The following is a 16,112-nucleotide window of genomic DNA, read 5'->3' on the forward strand; positions in this document are numbered from 1 at the left end:
CGGGCCTCAGATGTTGAAGCTTTCGCCGCAGCCACACTCGCCACGCACGTTGGGATTGTTGAACTTGAAGCCCTCATTGAGGCCTTCACGCACGAAATCCAGCTCGGTGCCGTCCAGGTAGACCAGGCTCTTGGGGTCGATGATGACCTTGACGCCATGGCTTTCGAACACCTGGTCCTCGGCCGCGAATTCATCGACGAACTCGAGTACGTAGGCCAGCCCCGAGCAACCCGTGGTACGAACGCCCAGGCGGATGCCCTCCCCCTTGCCGCGTCCATCGAGGGAACGCTGCACGTGGCGGGCGGCGGACTCGGTCATGCTGATCGCCATGGTTCCTCCTTAGAGCAGGCCTTTCTTCTGCTTGTAGTCGCTGACCGCCGCCTTGATGGCGTCTTCGGCGAGTACCGAGCAGTGGATCTTCACCGGCGGCAGAGCCAGTTCTTCGGCGATCATGCTGTTCTTGATCGACGCCGCTTCCTCGATGCTCTTGCCCTTCATCCACTCGGTGGCCAGGGAGCTGGAGGCGATGGCGGAGCCACAGCCGTAGGTCTTGAACTTGGCATCTTCGATGATGCCCTGCTCGTTGACCTTGATCTGCAGACGCATCACGTCGCCACAGGCCGGAGCGCCGACCATGCCGGTGCCGACATCGGGATCGGCCGCATCGAACTTGCCGACGTTGCGCGGGTTTTCGTAGTGGTCGATGACCTTTTCACTGTATGCCATGGTTCAATCCTCGCTTATCAGGGTGGGTCAGTGGGCTTGCCACTCGACCTGACTCAGGTCTACGCCTTCTTTGAACATGTCCCACAGCGGAGACAATTCGCGCAACTTGTTGACGGCTTCGGTGACCTTGCTCGCGGCGTAGTCAACGTCTTCTTCGGTGGTGAAGCGGCCGAAGGTGAAGCGGATGGAACTGTGTGCCAGCTCGTCGTTGCGGCCCAGGGCACGCAGGACGTAGGACGGCTCCAGGGACGCCGAGGTACAGGCCGAACCGGACGAGACCGCCAGGTCCTTGAGCGCCATGATCAGCGACTCGCCTTCGACGTAGTTGAAGCTCAGGTTCAGGTTGTGCGGCACACGATGGATCAGGCTGCCGTTCAGGTAGACCTCTTCCAGGCCTTCGAACTGACGGTAGAAGCGATCGCTCAGGGCCTTGATGCGGGCATTTTCCTGGACCATCTCTTCCTTGGCGATGCGGAAGGCCTCGCCCATGCCGACGATCTGGTGGGTCGCCAGGGTACCCGAACGCATGCCACGCTCATGGCCACCGCCGTGGGTCTGGGCTTCGATACGCACGCGCGGCTTGCGGCGGACGTAGAGGGCGCCAATGCCCTTGGGACCATAGGTCTTGTGCGCCGAGAAGGACATCATGTCGACCTTGAGCTTTTCCAGATCGATCTCGACCTTGCCGGTGGACTGGGCGGCGTCGACATGGAAGAGCACGCCACGGGAGCGGGTCAGCTCGCCGATGGCGGCGATGTCGTTGACCGTACCGATCTCGTTGTTGACGTGCATGATGGACACCAGGGTGGTGTCGTCACGCAGGGCCGCCTCGACCATGTCGGGGGTGATCAGGCCGTCTTCGCCCGGCTCGAGATAGGTGACCTCGAAGCCTTCGCGCTCGAGCTGGCGGGTGGTATCCAACACCGCCTTGTGCTCGATCTTGGAGGTGATCAGGTGCTTGCCCTTGTTCTGGTAGAAGTGCGCGGCGCCCTTGATGGCCAGGTTGTCGGACTCGGTGGCACCGGAGGTCCAGACGATCTCGCGCGGGTCGGCGTTGACCAGTTCGGCCACCTGACGACGGGCGTTTTCCACGGCCTCCTCGGCCTTCCAGCCGAACAGGTGGGAGCGCGATGCGGGGTTGCCAAAGTTGCCGTCCACCAGCAGGCACTCGCTCATCTTCTGAGCGACGCGCGGATCGACGGGCGTGGTGGCGGAATAGTCTAGGTAGATCGGCAATTTCATCGGTTACTCCTAATCAGACGGGCGTCTCTGCTCAGTCGATGGTGGACGCTTCGATTTTTTCGACCGCTAAGGGCGATTGCTTACTGGCACAGGCCTTGGTGTCCTGACGCTTGGCCACCTGCTGGATCTCGTTGCGGGCGACCAGGTCGGCCAGGGTGATGCCACTCAAAAAGGTGTGGATCTGATCGCTCAGATCGCACCAGAGGTGGTGGGTCAGGCAGGTATCGCCCTGGTGACAGCCCCCACCGCCCTGGCAACGGGTGGCATCCACGGATTCGTTGACGGCATCGATCACCTGGGCCACATGGATACCGCCCATGTCGCGCGCCAGCTGATAACCGCCGCCGGGACCGCGTACGCTGTTGACCAGCGCGCCGCGGCGCAGCCGGGCAAACAGCTGCTCCAGATAGGACAGCGAAATGCCCTGCCGCTCGGAAATGTCGGCCAGCGACACCGGCCCCCGCTGGGCGTGCAGCGCCAGGTCGAGCATGGCGGTTACGGCATAGCGGCCTTTGGTGGTCAGTCTCATGATGAACTCGAGCGGGTTGCATCGGATGACCCTGATTATCGGATTCCCGACAAAAAAGGTCAACTTTAAAACCGACCAAATCACTCAGGCATTATCTATCGGGGGGATAGTCCGCGGGTGGGATTCGCCGCGGGCGGCCTTCTGGGTTTCGGTGAGGATGCCGCGCAGGATGTTCATCTCCAGCTTGCTGATGCCGGCACGACCGTAGAGCCGCCGCAGCCGACTCATCAGGTGGCGCGGCTTGGCCGGATCGAGGAAGCCGATCTCCACCAGGGTCTGCTCCAGGTGCTCGTAGTAGAGTTCCAGCTCCTCCACCGTCACCGGCTGGGTGTTGAGCATGGCGGTGGCTTCGACCTTGTTCATCTTGGTCGGCTGGTTCTGCGCCGCGAGCCAGGCCATGCGCACCTCGTACACCAGCACCTGGACCGCCGCGGCGAGATTGAGCGAGCCGAAGGCCGGATCCGAGGGGATGTGCACATGGTAGTGGCAGCGCTGCAGCTCTTCGTTGGTCAGGCCGGCATATTCGCGACCGAACACCAGGGCCACCTCGCCGCCCTGCTCCACCTGGGCCAGGGAGGTGGTGGCGCATTCGCGCGGATCCAGCAGCGGCCAGGGGATGCGGCGGTCGCGGGCGCTGGTGCCCAGCACCAGGCTGCAGCCGGTCAGGGCCTCTTCCAGAGTGTCGACCACGATGGCGGCGTCGAGCACGTCATTGGCCCCGGACGCGCGGGCATTGGCCTCGCCGCTGGGAAAGTCCTCGGGATCGACCAGATAGAGGCGCGACAGGCCCATGTTCTTCATTGCCCGGGCGGCACCGCCGATATTGCCGGGATGGCTGGTATTGACCAGAACGACGCGGATGTTGTGCAGCACGTGGCTATCCTCGAACGGACGCGGGAAATCGGCGCCGTATACTACGCCCACACGCGCCCGCTGGCCACGAATACCCCTTCCAGCGCCGCGAAGTCTGCTATCATTGCCGGCTTTCCTTATACAACCCAGGTGATTTATCCATGCAGCCCATGCTGAACATCGCACTGCGCGCGGCCCGCAGCGCCGGTGAACTGATTTTCCGTTCGATTGAGCGCCTGGACGTGATCGCCGTCGACGAAAAAGGCGCCAACGACTTCGTCTCCGAAGTCGACCGTGCCGCCGAGCAGACCATCCTCGCCACCCTGCGCAAGGCCTATCCCACCCATGGTTTCTACGGTGAGGAATCCGGCTACCTGGCGGGCGAAGGCGAAGGCGCCGATTATGTCTGGATCGTCGACCCGCTGGACGGCACCACCAACTTCATTCGTGGCGTCCCGCACTTCTCGGTGAGCATCGCCTGCAAGTACAAGGGTCGCCTGGAACATGCCGTGGTCCTGGATCCGGTGCGTCAGGAAGAATTCACCGCCAGCCGTGGCCGCGGTGCCGCCCTGAACGGCCGGCGCATCCGCGTCACCAACCGTCGCAGCCTGGAAGGCGCTCTGCTGGGTACCGGCTTCCCCTTCCGTGCCAATGACGTCGACCACCTGGACAACTACCTGGGCATGTTCCGCAGCCTGATCGGCCAGACCGCCGGCATCCGCCGCGCCGGCTCCGCCGCCCTGGACCTGGCCTATGTCGCCGCCGGTCGCTTCGACGCCTTCTGGGAAATGGGCCTGTCGGAGTGGGACATGGCGGCAGGCGCCCTGCTGGTGCAGGAAGCCGGTGGTCTGATCGGCGACTTCAATGGCGGCCACGACTTCCTCGAGAAGGGCCACATCGTCGCCGGCAATCCCAAGTGCTTCCGCGGTCTGCTGACCCAGATCCAGCCGCACCTGCCGGCCTCGCTCAAGCGCTGAGTTTGCAAGGCTAACGAAAAAGCCCCTGCCGGCACTGCCGACAGGGGCTTTTTCATGCCTGCTGCAGAAGGCCCTGCAGCAGGTGTCGGCCAGGCTTACTTGACGACTTTCAGACTCGGCCGCGTCGGTGCCGGCTTGGGCGCCTCGGGCTTGCTGCCGCCGTTGTCGGGCCCCTGATCATCCGGCGGGCTGGGTTCGCTGTCGAAGACCATACCCTGGCCGTTCTCCCGGGCGTAGATGGCCAGGATGGCACCGATCGGGACATAGAGGTTGTAGGCGACGCCACCGAAACGGCCGTTGAAGCTCACCGCTTCGTTGTCCATGTGCAGGTCACGCACGGCACTGGGCGAGGCGTTCAGCACGATCTGGCCGTCGTTGGCATAGCCCGGCGGCACGCGCACCTCGGCATAGTCGGCGTTGACCAGCAGATGGGGCGTGCAGTCGTTGTCCACGATCCACTCGTAGAGCGCGCGGACCAGGTAGGGGCGACTGGAATTCATGGGGTTCTCCTCTAGCGCATCTCACGCTCGGTGACCGAAAGACTGGATCGGAAACTGTCGCGTGCGAACATGCGATCCATGTAGTCCTGCAGCGGCTTGGCGGCCCGGGGCAATTCGACGCCCAGGCGCGGCAATCGCCACAGGATGGGGAGCAGGCAACAGTCCACCAGGGAAAAGTCGTCGCTCAGGAAAAAGGCTTTTTCCGCGAAGATGGGCGCCACGCCGGTCAGGCTTTCCCGCAGTTCCTTGCGCGCGGCGGCGAGGTCGGCGCCCGGCGCGGCTTGTAGGATACTGTCCACCAGGGTGCACCAGTCGCGCCCGATACGGTGCATCAGCAGCCGCGACTGACCCCGGGTGACCGGATAGGCCGGCAGCAGCGGCGGATGCGGATAGCGTTCCTCGAGGTACTCCATGAGTACCTCGTTGCCATAGAGCACCAGGTCGCGATCCATCAACGTCGGCACGGTGCCATAGGGATTGTGCTCGGCCAGCTGCCGCGGGCACTCGCCACGGCGCACGGCGATCAGCTCGCACTCGACGTTCTTTTCCGCCAGGATCAGACGGATCCGATGGCTGTAGTGATCCTCGGGATCATGGAAACAGGTCAGGCGGGTTATGGCGCCCATGGGTCCCTCCCCCGTCAGGGGCGAAGCTGCAAAGGGGGATTATCTCGCACCTTGCCGCCTGCCACCTAGTCTCATCGCTCACTGTCGGGCAATCGCCGCCAGAATTCGCGCTTGAGCCAGAAGGCCAGGATGGCGAACAGCACCAGATAGCCCAGCACCCAGGGTGCGAGCCGCCAGGCGAGGCTACGTTCGGGTGCGGCGGAATAGCCCAGGTAGGCGACCAGATCGTCGACGGTACGGGCGAACTGCTCGGGGGTCTGGGCGCCACTGCCCGGCTCCAGGCGCAGCACGCAGCGCCCTTCGTGGCAGTCGCGCAGCTGGCGACCGCGCAGGGCGGCCAGGACGTCGGGCATGCGGGTGCCGGGCGCCGCGAGATTGTCGACCCCGAGCGGACGTCCGGGCGCCACATAGAATTCCTGCAGGAAGGCGCGCAACCAGGCTTCGCCGCGCACCGCGGCGATCAGGGTGAGATCCGGCGGTACGCTGCCGAAGGCGCGGCGGGCATCCTCGGGTTTGAGCAGGCCAAGCATGGGCGCACTGGCGGTGCGCCCGGGCGCCCAGCTGGCGAGGTCCAGGTGAAGATCGGCGGCGACGCGATCGAAGCGCTGGTACTCCTGGCCGTGGCAGGCCAGGCAATAGCGACCGAAGGTGAGGGCACCGGCCCGGGGATCGCCTTCGGCACCGATGGCCAGACCGCTGCACAGCAACAGCAGACCCAGGAACAGGCCACGCATCATGAGCCGAGCTCCGGCAGCGTTCGCGGACGCCCCAGCCTGCTGTACCAGGGCATGCCCAGCAGACAGGCGAAATAGACGCCAGCCGCCAGGCGCGCCAGCAGCAGGCGCTGTTCGGTAAGCGCGACCACGCCCAGCACGCCCAGAGCGGCAAAGGCCAGACAGCCCAGATACAGCCCCAGCCGCGCCGGCCAGGCCTTGTGGCGCACCGAGCGGACCGTGCTGCGATCCAGCCAGGGCAGCACGAACAGCAGGGCGATGGCCAGGGCCGCCAGGCCAAGACCGCCGGCCTTGCTCGGCACCGCCCGCAACAGCGCATAGAAGGGCGCCAGGTACCAGGGCGGCGCGATGTGCGCGGGGGTCACCAAGGGATCGGCCGGCTGCTGGTTGGCCGGCTCCAGCACCAGCCCACCCAGGTCCGGCGCCAGCAGTACCACGCCCAGGAACACCAGCAGGAAAACCGCCAGGCCGCAGAGGTCCTTGAGCGTCAGGTAGGGGTGGAAAGGTACCCCCGCCGCACCGCTGACATCGCGCTCATCACCTTCGGGATTGTTCGAGCCGGTCTGGCGCAGGGCGACGACGTGCAGCGTCACCAGCGCGAGGATCAGCAGCGGCAGCCCGACCACATGCAGGGCCTGGAAGCGCCGCAGGGTGGCATCGGACAGCACCACCCCGCCCCGCAGCAGGTCGGCCAGAGTCGGGCCTACCAGGGGCAGCGCCTCGACCGCGCTCAGGGACACCTGGGCGCCCCAGTAGGACAGTTGGCCCCAGGGCAGCAGATAGCCGAAGAAGGCCTGGGCCAGCAGCAGCACATAGAGCAGCACGCCAAAGCTCCAGACCAGCTCCCGCGGCGCGCGATAGGAGCCATAGAGCAGGCCGCGCAGCATGTGCAGATAGAGACAGACGAACAGCGCCGAGGCGCCCACCGCGTGCAGATAGCGGATCAACCAGCCAAAGGGCACCTCGCGCATGAACAGCTGGACCGAGGCGAAGGCGCCCTTCACCGTCGGCTCGTAGCCGAACAACAGCCAGAGCCCGGTCAGCACCTGCAGCGCCAGGATGAAGACCAGCAGCGAACCGAACAGATAGAAGACGTTGAGGTTGCGCGGCACCCGGTAGTCGCTGATATGGCGTCGCCAGAAGGCGCCCATGGGCAGCCGTCGCTCCAGCCAGCCGGGCTCGTCGCTCTTCATGTCGCCCCCTCCTCGTCGCTGCCGATCACCAGCAGGGTGTCGCCGCGGAAATGATAGGGGGGCACGGCCAGATTCAGCGGTGCCGGCTGGTCGCGAAAGACCCGCCCGGCCAGGTCGAAATGGGAGCCATGGCAGGGACAGAGATAGCCCCCCTCCCGCTCTGCCGCGCCTGGCGCCAGGGAGGGAATGCAGCCCAGGTGGGTGCAGATGGCGGTGACCACGAAGATGTCCGGCCGCCGCGATCTCAGGCGCGGATCGACATAGGGTGGCTGGCTGGATTCCCGAGAATCCGGGTCGGCCAGCCCCGCCTCGTCGGCCAGGAGTCGGGCCTGGTCCGCGGCGCTGCGACGCAGGACGCAGACCGGCTGGCCGCGCCACTGCACGGTGAGTTGTTCGCCTTCGCGCAAGGCCTTGAGGTCCACCTCGACCGGTGCCGCCGCCACCTCCGCCGACCGACTGGGCCGCAGGGCGCAGACGAAGGGCACGCTGCCCGCCACCAGCCCCAGGCCGCCGACGGCGGAGGTGGTGGCGATCAGCAGGCGGCGGCGCTGGACATCGGGCGAATCGTCGGTCACGTCAGGCTTCCCGGCTCCATCTCCAGCGTCACCCCGAAGCGCTCGCGCACCGAGGCGCGGATGCGCTCGGCGAGGGCCAGGACATCCCGGCTACGGGCGCCGCCGAAGTTGACCAGCACCAGCGCCTGGGCGGCATGCACCCCCACGGCGCCGTCGCGATGGCCGCGCCAGCCGGCCTGGTCGATCAGCCAGCCGGCGGCCAGCTTGACCGTGCCATCGGCCTGGGGATAGGTCGGCAGGGACGGATAGCGTTGCTGCAACGCGGCGGCTTCGGCGGCGGTCACCACGGGATTCTTGAAGAAGCTGCCGGCATTGCCCAGCACCGCCGGGTCGGGCAGTTTGCTCTGGCGGATGCTGCAGATGGCCGCGCTGACGGCTTCGGGCGTGGGCTGGGTGACACCCGCTTCGGCCAGGGCCTGGCGCACGGGACCGTAGTCCAGCACCAGCTGCGGCTGGCGACTGAGGTGAAAACGTACCCGCAGCACGATCCAGCGCCCGGCCTCGGCCTTGAAGCGGCTCTCGCGATAGGCGAAGGCGCAATCGGCTGAGGTGAGGTCGTGGAGTTCGCCGCTGTGGCGGTCGAGCGCCGTGACCCCGGCGCATCTGTCCTTCAATTCGACGCCATAGGCGCCGATGTTCTGGATGGGCGAGGCACCGACGGTGCCGGGAATCAGGCTGAGATTTTCCAGGCCGTACCAGCCGTTGGCCAGGGTCGCCATGACGAAGGGATGCCAGGGTTCGCCGGCTTCGGCTTCCACCAGCAGGGCATCGCCCTCCTCCGCCAGCAGTCGGATACCGCGGGACGTCAGCCGCAGCACCAGGCCCTCGACCCGCTCGGGCAGGACCAGGTTGCTGCCACCGCCCAGCACCCGTAGCGGCACGCCGAGTTGCCGCGCCAGGGCCAGGGCCTCGCGGACCTCGGTATCGCTCGCGGCTTCCAGATAGCGATCGGCTTGCGCCACCAGGCCGAAGGTGTTGAGCCCCTGCAAGGGGACCTGCTGTTGCAACTCAGCGACCATGACGGGCAGCCACCTCGGCGACCAGGCCATCGCAGGCGCTTTCCAGCAGGTCGAGGACGCGCTCGAAGCCGGCCGCGCCGCCGTAGTAGGGATCCGGCACCTCATCCACCGCCAGTCCCTGACGAGCCAGGAACAGCTCGGGTACTGCACCCTGGTCGGGGCGCAGCTGCTCCAGCCAGGCGAGGTTGTCCTGATCCATGGCCAGGATCAGGTCGAAGCGTTGGAAATCGTCCGCGGTCACCTGGCGCGCGCGCAGGGCGCCGAGGTCATAGCCGCGAGCCGCCGCGGCCTGGATGGCGCGGGCATCCGGCGCCTTGCCGACATGCCAGTCGCCAGTGCCAGCCGAGTCCAGCTCCACCGCCTCGACCAGGCCGGCGGCGTCCAGCTTGGCCCTGAGGATGCCTTCGGCGGTGGGCGAGCGGCAAATGTTGCCCATGCAGACGAACAGGATGCGCAGGGTCATCTAGGCTCCCAGCAGGCGTCTGACGCGCTCGAGGTCATCCAGGGTATCCACCCCGGCCTGGGGCGCTTCCAGGGCATCGGCGACATGGATGCGGACGCCGTGCCAGAGGGCACGCAGCTGTTCCAGGGCTTCGGTCTCTTCCAGGGCGCAGGGACCCCAGCTGACGAAGTCGGCGAGAAAACCGGCGCGATAGGCATAGATGCCGATATGCCGGCGGTAGGGAAAACCCTGGGGCAACTGCGCGCGATCACTGGCGAAGGCATTGCGCGCCCAGGGCAGCGGCGCCCGGCTGAAGGTCAGCGCCAGGCCGTTCACGTCGGTGCTCACCTTGACCACATTGGGATTGAACAGGCTGTCGACGTCCGCGATCGGCTCGGCGAGGGTGGCCACGCCGGCTTCGGGATGGGCGGCGAGATTGCCCGCCACCTGATCGATCACCGCCGGCGGAATCAGCGGCTCGTCGCCCTGGACGTTGACCACCAGGGCGTCATCGGCCAGGCCGAGCAGCTCGGCCACCTCGGCCAGGCGATCGGTGCCCGAGGCATGATCGGCGCGGGTCAGCAGGACCCGGGCACCAAAGCCTTCGCAGGCGCGCAGGATGTCGTCGTGGTCGGTCGCCACCACCACCTGCTCGGCGCCACTGCGCCGCGCCTGCTCCCAGACGTGCTGGATCATCGGCTTGCCGGCGATCTCGAGCAGCGGCTTGTTGGGTAGCCGGGTGCTGGCGAGTCGCGCCGGAATGACGACGGTGAAGGCGGTGCTCATTTATCCAGACGCTCGTCCGTGGTGATGATGCGCGCCTCGCTTTCCAGCATCACCGGGATGCCGTCGCGAATCGGGAAGGCCAGGCCGGCGGCCTTGCTGATAAGTTCGGTCTTGTCGTCGCTCAGGATCAGCGGACTCTTGGTCAGGGGGCAGGCGAGGATGTCCAGCAGCTTGAGATCCATGGGCAGAGGTTCCGTCAGTGAGAGTGTTCGGGCAGGAGCCGGTCGAGACGCCCATCCAGCCAGGCGACGAAGGCGGCCGAGGGCTGGGCGTCCACCGCCAGGTACCACCAGTCGGCGGCGGCGAAGGACCGGCACTTGACCGCGTCCTTCTCGGTCATCACCAGCGGCAGCTCGGGCGTGAAGGCCAGGTCCGCGGCGCTGTAGGTGGCGTGATCGGCGAAGGCATGGGGCAACGGCTGCCAGTGTAGTCCTTCGAGGGTGGCGAAGAAACGCCCGGGGTTGCCGATGCCGGCCAGGGCATGCAGGCGCTGCCCTGGCGGAAAGAAATCCAGCGGCCGGGTCTCGCCGCTGCGCAGATTGACCAGGGCACTGGGCTGCAGGGTCAGGCCGTAGCCGTCGGCAGGATCGACGGCGGCGCCGTTGTGGATCACGGCGTCCACCTCGGCCAGGCGCTCCAGGGGTTCGCGCAGCGGCCCCGCCGGCAGGCAGCGGCCGTTGCCGAACCCCCGCGCCGCATCGACCATCACCAGTTCCAGATCCCGCGCCAGGCGATAGTGCTGCAGGCCGTCGTCGCTGAGGATGACATCGAGCGACTCTTCGGCGAGCAGGCGCTCGACGGCACGACCGCGGTCGGGATCCGTGACCAGCGCCACCCCGGTGCGCTGCACGATCAGCAGCGGCTCGTCGCCGGCGACGGCAGCGGTGTCGGTCGCCCGCACGCGCCAGGGCAGGCTCGGCGGCGTGGCGCCATAACCGCGACTGACCACGCCGACCCTGAGGCCGCGCGCGCGCAGATGATCGATCAGCCAGAGGATCATGGGCGTCTTGCCGGTCCCGCCGACGGTGAGATTGCCCACCACGATGACCGGGACCGGCGCCCGATGGATGCTGCCCTGCCCCACTAGGAAGCGCTGGCGCTTGCGCCGGGCGACCTGGCGATAGAGGACTTCGAGCGGCGTCAGCAGGCCCAGGGCCGGGTGGCCTGCGTACCAGGCGCGGACCAGGCGCTCGCCCAGGCTCACGGACGTTTCGCCTGGGCCTCGAGGGTGGTGATGCGCAGCTGGCTGAAGCCGAGCTTGCCGGCGGCATCCATGGCCATGACCACCGCCTGGTGGGTGGCGCGGCCATCGGCGGTGATCACCAGCGGCAGGCTGTTGTCGCCGCCGGATTCACGCTGCAGCGCGGTGGTCAGGCCGGTCAGGTCGTTGCGTGCCAGGGTCTGGCCGTTGAGCGCCATCTGGCCTTCGGCGGTGATGCTGATTTCCAGGGTCTTGGCCTGGTTGGCGGCTGCCGCGGCGCTGTCGGCCTCGGGCAGCTCGATCTTCAGCTGGCTGGGCCGGCTGAAGGTCGCGGTCACCACGAAGAACAGCAGCAGGACGAAGATGACGTCGATGAAGGAGGCCAGGTTGATATAGACCTCTTCGCGAGCGGCGCCCCCGGCGCGACGACGGAATTTCACGCCGGGGCTCCTTCGCGGACGTCCACCTCGCGATCACCGTGGAGGATGTCCACCAGCTTGACCGCTTCCTGCTCCATGCCCACCACCAGCTCGTCCACCCGACGCAGCAGATAGCGATGAAAGAACACCGCGGGAATCGCCACCAGCAGACCGGCGGCGGTGGTGACCAGGGCCTTGGAGATGCCGCCGGCGAGAATGGGCGCATTGGCCATACCGTCGTTCATGAAGGCGCTGAAGATATCGATCATGCCGAACACCGTGCCGAGCAGACCCATCAGCGGCGCCAGGGCGGCGATGCTGCCGAGGGTGTTGAGATAGCGCTCGAGGTCATGCACCACGCGGCTGCCGGCTTCCTCGATGGCTTCCTTCATGATGTCGCGACCATGACGGGAATTGGTCAGGCCCGCGGCGAGGATGTCGCCCAGGGGCGAACCGGCACGCAACTCGCGCAGGCGTTCATTGTTGAGCTGTTTGTCCTGGATCCAGCGCCAGACCTGGGCGAGCAGCGTGGGCGGGGCGACCCGGCCGCGCCTCAGGGTCCACAGCCGCTCGGCGATGATGGCCGTGGCCAGGATGGAACTGAGGATGATCGGCAGCATCATCCAGCCGCCAGCTTTGACCATTTCGAACACGAGACCGTTACCCCTGCCGCAAAATGCGGCCACTCTAGCACGAACGCCTTAGGGTGTCGGCGGGGGTATTCGCCACCAGTGACGCACCTGGCGCTGCCCACGCGGTACCTCCCAGCGCCCGAGGGTCCAGCTGAGGGCGCCCAGCGCGGCGGTGTCGTAGGGCAGCACGCCGCGCTCGCGATAGCGCGCCAGCACCTGGGGATGGGGATGGCCATAGCGATTGTTCAGCCCGCGGGAGATCAGCACGCCGCGTGGCTGGACGGCGTCGATGAAGACGGCGCTGGAGCCACTGCGACTGCCGTGGTGCGGGGCGACGAGCCACTCCGCCGCCAGGGGCTTGCCACTGGCCACCAACTCCGCCTCGCGGCGAGCATCGATATCGCCGGTCAGCAGCAGGCGCTCGCCCCTGGCCTCGACGCGGAGTACACAGGAGGCGGCATTGGAATCCGCGTCGGGACGCCACCAGGTGGTGAAGCCGACCCCGTTCCACTCCCAGCGGGCGCCGTCTTCACAATCCCGGGCGCGCAATTGCGGCTGCAGGCGACCCACCTCACCACTGAGCACCCGGCCCGGCGGCAGCCCCCTGGCCACGGCCAGCGCACCGCCGGCATGGTCGGCATCGGCATGACTGAGCAGCATGACATCCAGGGTATCGATGCCGGCGGCCTTCAGGTTGGGCAGGACGACCCGGGCGCCGCTGTCATAGCTGCCCTGGCGCGGACCGGCGTCGTAGAGCAGGGCATGGTCACGGGTGCGCACCAGTACGGCCAGCCCCTGCCCCACGTCCAATACGGTGATCCGCGCCAGCCCCTCCCCGGGCGCAGGCACCGGGGGGAACAGCCCGGGCAGCATCAGCAGTGCGCCAAGGCCGCGCAGCGGCACGCCCGCGGGCAGCAGGGCCAGCAACGCCCCCAGTCCTGCCAGCCACAGCGTCCAGGCGGGCGCCAATACCGGCTGCCAGGCGGCGGCCAGATGCGCCAACCCGGTCAGCACCCAGAGCAGTCCCTGTAACAGGCCACCGGCCAGCCACAACGCGGGCTCGCCCAGCGGCGACCAGAGCAGCGACAGCAGAGTCCCCGCCAGCGCCAGGGGCACGATGGCCAGGTCCATCAGCGGCACCGCCAGGGCATTGGCCAGCGGCCCGCTCGGGCTCAAGGGCAGGCCCAGCGCCAGGAGCAGCGGCGCCAGGCCCACCGCCATGCACCACTGGGCCCGCCCGAGGGTGAGCCACCAGGGCAGTCGGCCCAGGCGGCCGGCAAAGCTCCACAGCAGCAACAGCACGGCGCCAAAGGAGAGCCAGAAACCCGTCAGCAGACTGACCAGGGGATTGGCCGCCAGCACCAGCACCAGGGCCAGCAGGACGGCGTCCGCCAGGCGAACCTGCTGACGGCCCAGTTGCCAGAGCAGCCCCAGGGTGACCATGACGCAGGCGCGCTGTACCGGCACCTCGAAGCCGGCCAGCAGGCCGTAGCCCAGCGCGGTAGCGATCGTCAGCACCGCCGCGGACAGGCGCCAGGGCAGTTGACGCGGCCAGAGGCCACGGCGTGCCAGAAGGAGCACCCCGGCATAAACGCCCAGGGCGATCAGGCCGATGTGCTGCCCGGAGATCACCATGAGGTGCACGGTGCCGGTGACCTGGAACAGCTGCCACTGGGTATCGGTGATCCCCGAGCCATCGCCCACCACCAGGGCGGCCAGCAACCCGCCCTGCCCGGCCGGATTGCGGGTCTGCAGGTATTGCCGGATACCGTCGCGCCAAATCGCCAGGCCACTGGCCGCCGCCAGGCGCTGGCCATCCTTGACGCTGCCGGTGGCGCCGATGCCCTGGGCCAGCAGCCAGGCTTCGCGATCCTGGCCCAGGGGGTTGACCAGGCCCGCGGGGCCGCGCAACTCCGCCGCCAGGCGCCAGCGTTCGCCGGCCAGCGGACGGGGACCACCGTGCCAGTTCAGGCGGATCCGCGCCGGTAGCTTCAGGTCGCGGCGGCTGGTCGCCCCGGCGAGCACGAAGGCCACCGCGTCGGCGTCCACCGCGGGCAGGCCGCTGATCTGGCCTTCGATCCACAGCACCCGCTGCTCCAGCGCCGGAGCCAGACGATCGTCCAGGGCCCAGTGGGCATTGAGCAGCGCCCAGGCCAGGCCCAGGCCGCAGGCGCCAAGGGCCAGGAAACGGGTCAGCAGCAGCCCCAGGGCCATCGCCGCGAGGGCCGCCAGCAGCGGCAACGACGGCAGCGAGGCGAAGGCGCGCAGGAGCAGCACGCCGAGGGCGAAGGACAGCAGAGCGGCGCGCATCAGGACTCCATCCTTGGAGAGCCGAAAGGGCTTCAGAAGCGCGGATTAGAGCAGTTCGGACACCAGAGGGCCAGGTGCAAGCCGCCACCGGGCCCGGCAGGAGATCAATCGTAGCGCAGTGCTTCGGCCGGCGAGGTGCGGGAGGCGCGCCAGGCGGGATAGAGGGTCGCCAGGAAACTCATACTCAGGGCGGCCACGGCGATCAGCACTACGTCTTCCAACTCCAGCCGCGACGGCAGGTTGCTGATGAAGTACATGTCGCCGCCGAACAGCTTGTGGCCGACCAGCCGCTCCAGGGCGGCGATCCAACTGCTGACGTTGAGCGCCGCGATGACGCCCAGCACACCGCCGATCAGGGTGCCGACCAGGCCGATCACCGTGCCCTGGACCATGAACACCGCCATGATCTGCCCGGGCGTGGCGCCCAGGGTGCGCAGGATGGCGATGTCGGCCTTCTTGTCGGCCACCACCATGATCAGGGTGGCGATGATGTTGAAGGCGGCCACGGCGACGATCAGCAGGAGCAGCAGGCCGATCATGGTCTTTTCCATCTGCATGGCCTGGAACAGGCTGCCCTGGGAGATCGTCCAGTCACGCGCCTGGTAGCCGGCGCCCAGGGCCTTGGCCACCTCACGGGAGATGCGCGGCGCCTGAAAGAGATCGTCCAGCGCCAGGCGGATGCTCTCTACCTGCCCCGGCTGCCAGCCCTTGAGCGGCGCGGCATCGGCGACGTTGATCAGCGCCAGGGAGGCGTCCAGCTCGGCGCCGACCTTGAAGGTGCCGACCACGGTGAAGCGGCGCAGCCGTGGGGTGATGCTGCCAGTGGCGCCCACTTCCGGGATGATCACCGTGACCTGGCTGCCCAGCTCCAGTTGGAAGCGTCGCGCGGCGATCTCGCCCAGCACGATGCCGAATTCACCGGGCTTGAGGGCGTCGAGACTGCCCTGGGTCATGCGTTCGCCGACGATGGACACGCGCTTTTCCTGGGCCGGATCGATGCCGTCCACCAGCAGCGGCTGCATGCGGCCACGCACCGAAAGCATGCCCTGCAACTGCGTATAGGGCACCGCCGCCAGTACATGGGGCTGCTGCTCGGCCTTGGCCGCCAGCTGGCGCCAGTCGTCCAGCGGCTGGGCGCCGCTGATGAAGGCATGGGGCACCATGCCGAGGATGCGGCCGCGCATTTCTTCCTGGAAGCCGTTCATCACCGACAGCACCAGGATCATGGCCAGCACGCCCAAGGCCAGGCCGAACATGGAGACCAGCGAGAAGAAGGAGATGAACGACTTGCGCCGCTTGGCGCGGGTGTATCTCAGGCCGATGAACAGCGAAAGAGGTCTGAACATGAC

General features: G+C 67.4%; 20 protein-coding genes. 1 reads left to right on the top strand and 19 read right to left on the bottom strand.

Going from position 1 to position 16,112, the window contains the following annotated elements:
• Positions 1-6 precede the first annotated feature (6 nt).
• The 5 genes from iscA to trmJ form a co-directional block, all read right to left on the bottom strand.
• On the bottom strand, positions 7-330 hold the full coding sequence (iscA, locus tag FEZ61_RS16630; protein WP_007162420.1) for an iron-sulfur cluster assembly protein IscA: 324 nt from the start codon (positions 328-330) through the stop codon (positions 7-9).
• Positions 331-339: 9 nt separating this feature from the next.
• A complete protein-coding gene (gene iscU / locus FEZ61_RS16635; protein WP_007162419.1) occupies positions 340-726 on the bottom strand; it encodes a Fe-S cluster assembly scaffold IscU in 387 nt (128 codons plus the stop codon).
• 27 nt (positions 727-753) lie between these two features.
• Positions 754-1,968: an IscS subfamily cysteine desulfurase gene (locus tag FEZ61_RS16640; protein WP_017639754.1), complete on the bottom strand. Its 1,215-nt coding sequence runs from the start codon at positions 1,966-1,968 to the stop codon at positions 754-756.
• A gap of 31 nt (positions 1,969-1,999) precedes the next feature.
• The gene (gene iscR, locus FEZ61_RS16645) at positions 2,000-2,497 is read right to left on the bottom strand and encodes a Fe-S cluster assembly transcriptional regulator IscR (protein ID WP_017639755.1); all 498 of its coding nucleotides are present in this window, start codon (positions 2,495-2,497) and stop codon (positions 2,000-2,002) included.
• Between the two features lie 84 nt (positions 2,498-2,581).
• Positions 2,582-3,370 (bottom strand): tRNA (cytosine(32)/uridine(32)-2'-O)-methyltransferase TrmJ, encoded by a 789-nt coding sequence (gene trmJ / locus FEZ61_RS16650; protein ID WP_017639756.1) that lies wholly within the window; start codon positions 3,368-3,370, stop codon positions 2,582-2,584.
• A 140-nt stretch (positions 3,371-3,510) separates the two neighbouring features.
• On the opposite strand from trmJ, the gene suhB reads away from it, so the two are divergent.
• Positions 3,511-4,326: an inositol-phosphate phosphatase gene (gene suhB / locus FEZ61_RS16655; protein WP_007162415.1), complete on the top strand. Its 816-nt coding sequence runs from the start codon at positions 3,511-3,513 to the stop codon at positions 4,324-4,326.
• 95 nt (positions 4,327-4,421) lie between these two features.
• Here the strand turns inward: suhB and FEZ61_RS16660 are convergent, their stop codons facing one another.
• The 14 genes from FEZ61_RS16660 to FEZ61_RS16725 form a co-directional block, all read right to left on the bottom strand.
• Positions 4,422-4,826, bottom strand: coding sequence for a ClpXP protease specificity-enhancing factor (locus FEZ61_RS16660; protein WP_160923278.1), 405 nt, complete (start codon positions 4,824-4,826; stop codon positions 4,422-4,424).
• 11 nt (positions 4,827-4,837) lie between these two features.
• Positions 4,838-5,452 (bottom strand): glutathione S-transferase N-terminal domain-containing protein, encoded by a 615-nt coding sequence (locus FEZ61_RS16665; protein ID WP_173149554.1) that lies wholly within the window; start codon positions 5,450-5,452, stop codon positions 4,838-4,840.
• A gap of 71 nt (positions 5,453-5,523) precedes the next feature.
• On the bottom strand, positions 5,524-6,189 hold the full coding sequence (locus tag FEZ61_RS16670) for a cytochrome c1 (protein ID WP_173149556.1): 666 nt from the start codon (positions 6,187-6,189) through the stop codon (positions 5,524-5,526).
• Positions 6,186-7,337: a cytochrome bc complex cytochrome b subunit gene (locus FEZ61_RS16675; protein WP_173149663.1), complete on the bottom strand. Its 1,152-nt coding sequence runs from the start codon at positions 7,335-7,337 to the stop codon at positions 6,186-6,188. Before FEZ61_RS16675 ends, FEZ61_RS16670 begins: the two co-directional genes overlap by 4 nt.
• A 38-nt stretch (positions 7,338-7,375) precedes the next feature.
• The gene (gene petA, locus FEZ61_RS16680) at positions 7,376-7,954 is read right to left on the bottom strand and encodes a ubiquinol-cytochrome c reductase iron-sulfur subunit (RefSeq protein ID WP_017639761.1); all 579 of its coding nucleotides are present in this window, start codon (positions 7,952-7,954) and stop codon (positions 7,376-7,378) included.
• Positions 7,951-8,973: a UDP-N-acetylmuramate dehydrogenase gene (gene murB / locus FEZ61_RS16685; RefSeq protein WP_064309418.1), complete on the bottom strand. Its 1,023-nt coding sequence runs from the start codon at positions 8,971-8,973 to the stop codon at positions 7,951-7,953. The genes petA and murB overlap by 4 nt, the downstream gene beginning before the upstream one ends.
• The gene (locus FEZ61_RS16690; RefSeq protein WP_173149665.1) at positions 8,963-9,430 is read right to left on the bottom strand and encodes a low molecular weight protein-tyrosine-phosphatase; all 468 of its coding nucleotides are present in this window, start codon (positions 9,428-9,430) and stop codon (positions 8,963-8,965) included. Before FEZ61_RS16690 ends, murB begins: the two co-directional genes overlap by 11 nt.
• A 6-nt stretch (positions 9,431-9,436) precedes the next feature.
• Positions 9,437-10,201, bottom strand: coding sequence for a 3-deoxy-manno-octulosonate cytidylyltransferase (gene kdsB, locus FEZ61_RS16695; RefSeq protein WP_173149558.1), 765 nt, complete (start codon positions 10,199-10,201; stop codon positions 9,437-9,439).
• Entirely contained in the window at positions 10,198-10,383 is a 186-nt protein-coding gene (locus tag FEZ61_RS16700) for a Trm112 family protein (RefSeq protein WP_007162406.1), read from the bottom strand. The genes kdsB and FEZ61_RS16700 overlap by 4 nt, the downstream gene beginning before the upstream one ends.
• A 14-nt stretch (positions 10,384-10,397) precedes the next feature.
• On the bottom strand, positions 10,398-11,405 hold the full coding sequence (lpxK, locus tag FEZ61_RS16705) for a tetraacyldisaccharide 4'-kinase (RefSeq protein ID WP_160923270.1): 1,008 nt from the start codon (positions 11,403-11,405) through the stop codon (positions 10,398-10,400).
• Entirely contained in the window at positions 11,402-11,842 is a 441-nt protein-coding gene (locus FEZ61_RS16710) for a biopolymer transporter ExbD (protein ID WP_017639766.1), read from the bottom strand. The genes lpxK and FEZ61_RS16710 overlap by 4 nt, the downstream gene beginning before the upstream one ends.
• On the bottom strand, positions 11,839-12,474 hold the full coding sequence (locus tag FEZ61_RS16715) for a MotA/TolQ/ExbB proton channel family protein (RefSeq protein ID WP_064309423.1): 636 nt from the start codon (positions 12,472-12,474) through the stop codon (positions 11,839-11,841). Before FEZ61_RS16715 ends, FEZ61_RS16710 begins: the two co-directional genes overlap by 4 nt.
• A 48-nt stretch (positions 12,475-12,522) precedes the next feature.
• A complete protein-coding gene (locus tag FEZ61_RS16720; protein WP_173149559.1) occupies positions 12,523-14,763 on the bottom strand; it encodes a DNA internalization-related competence protein ComEC/Rec2 in 2,241 nt (746 codons plus the stop codon).
• Between the two features lie 104 nt (positions 14,764-14,867).
• On the bottom strand, positions 14,868-16,109 hold the full coding sequence (locus FEZ61_RS16725) for a lipoprotein-releasing ABC transporter permease subunit (protein ID WP_173149561.1): 1,242 nt from the start codon (positions 16,107-16,109) through the stop codon (positions 14,868-14,870).
• Positions 16,110-16,112 lie beyond the last annotated feature (3 nt).

Source organism: Pseudomonas sp. MS15a(2019), from assembly GCF_013277805.1.
GTDB classification, from domain to species: Bacteria; Pseudomonadota; Gammaproteobacteria; order Pseudomonadales; family Pseudomonadaceae; genus Chryseomonas; species Chryseomonas benzopyrenica.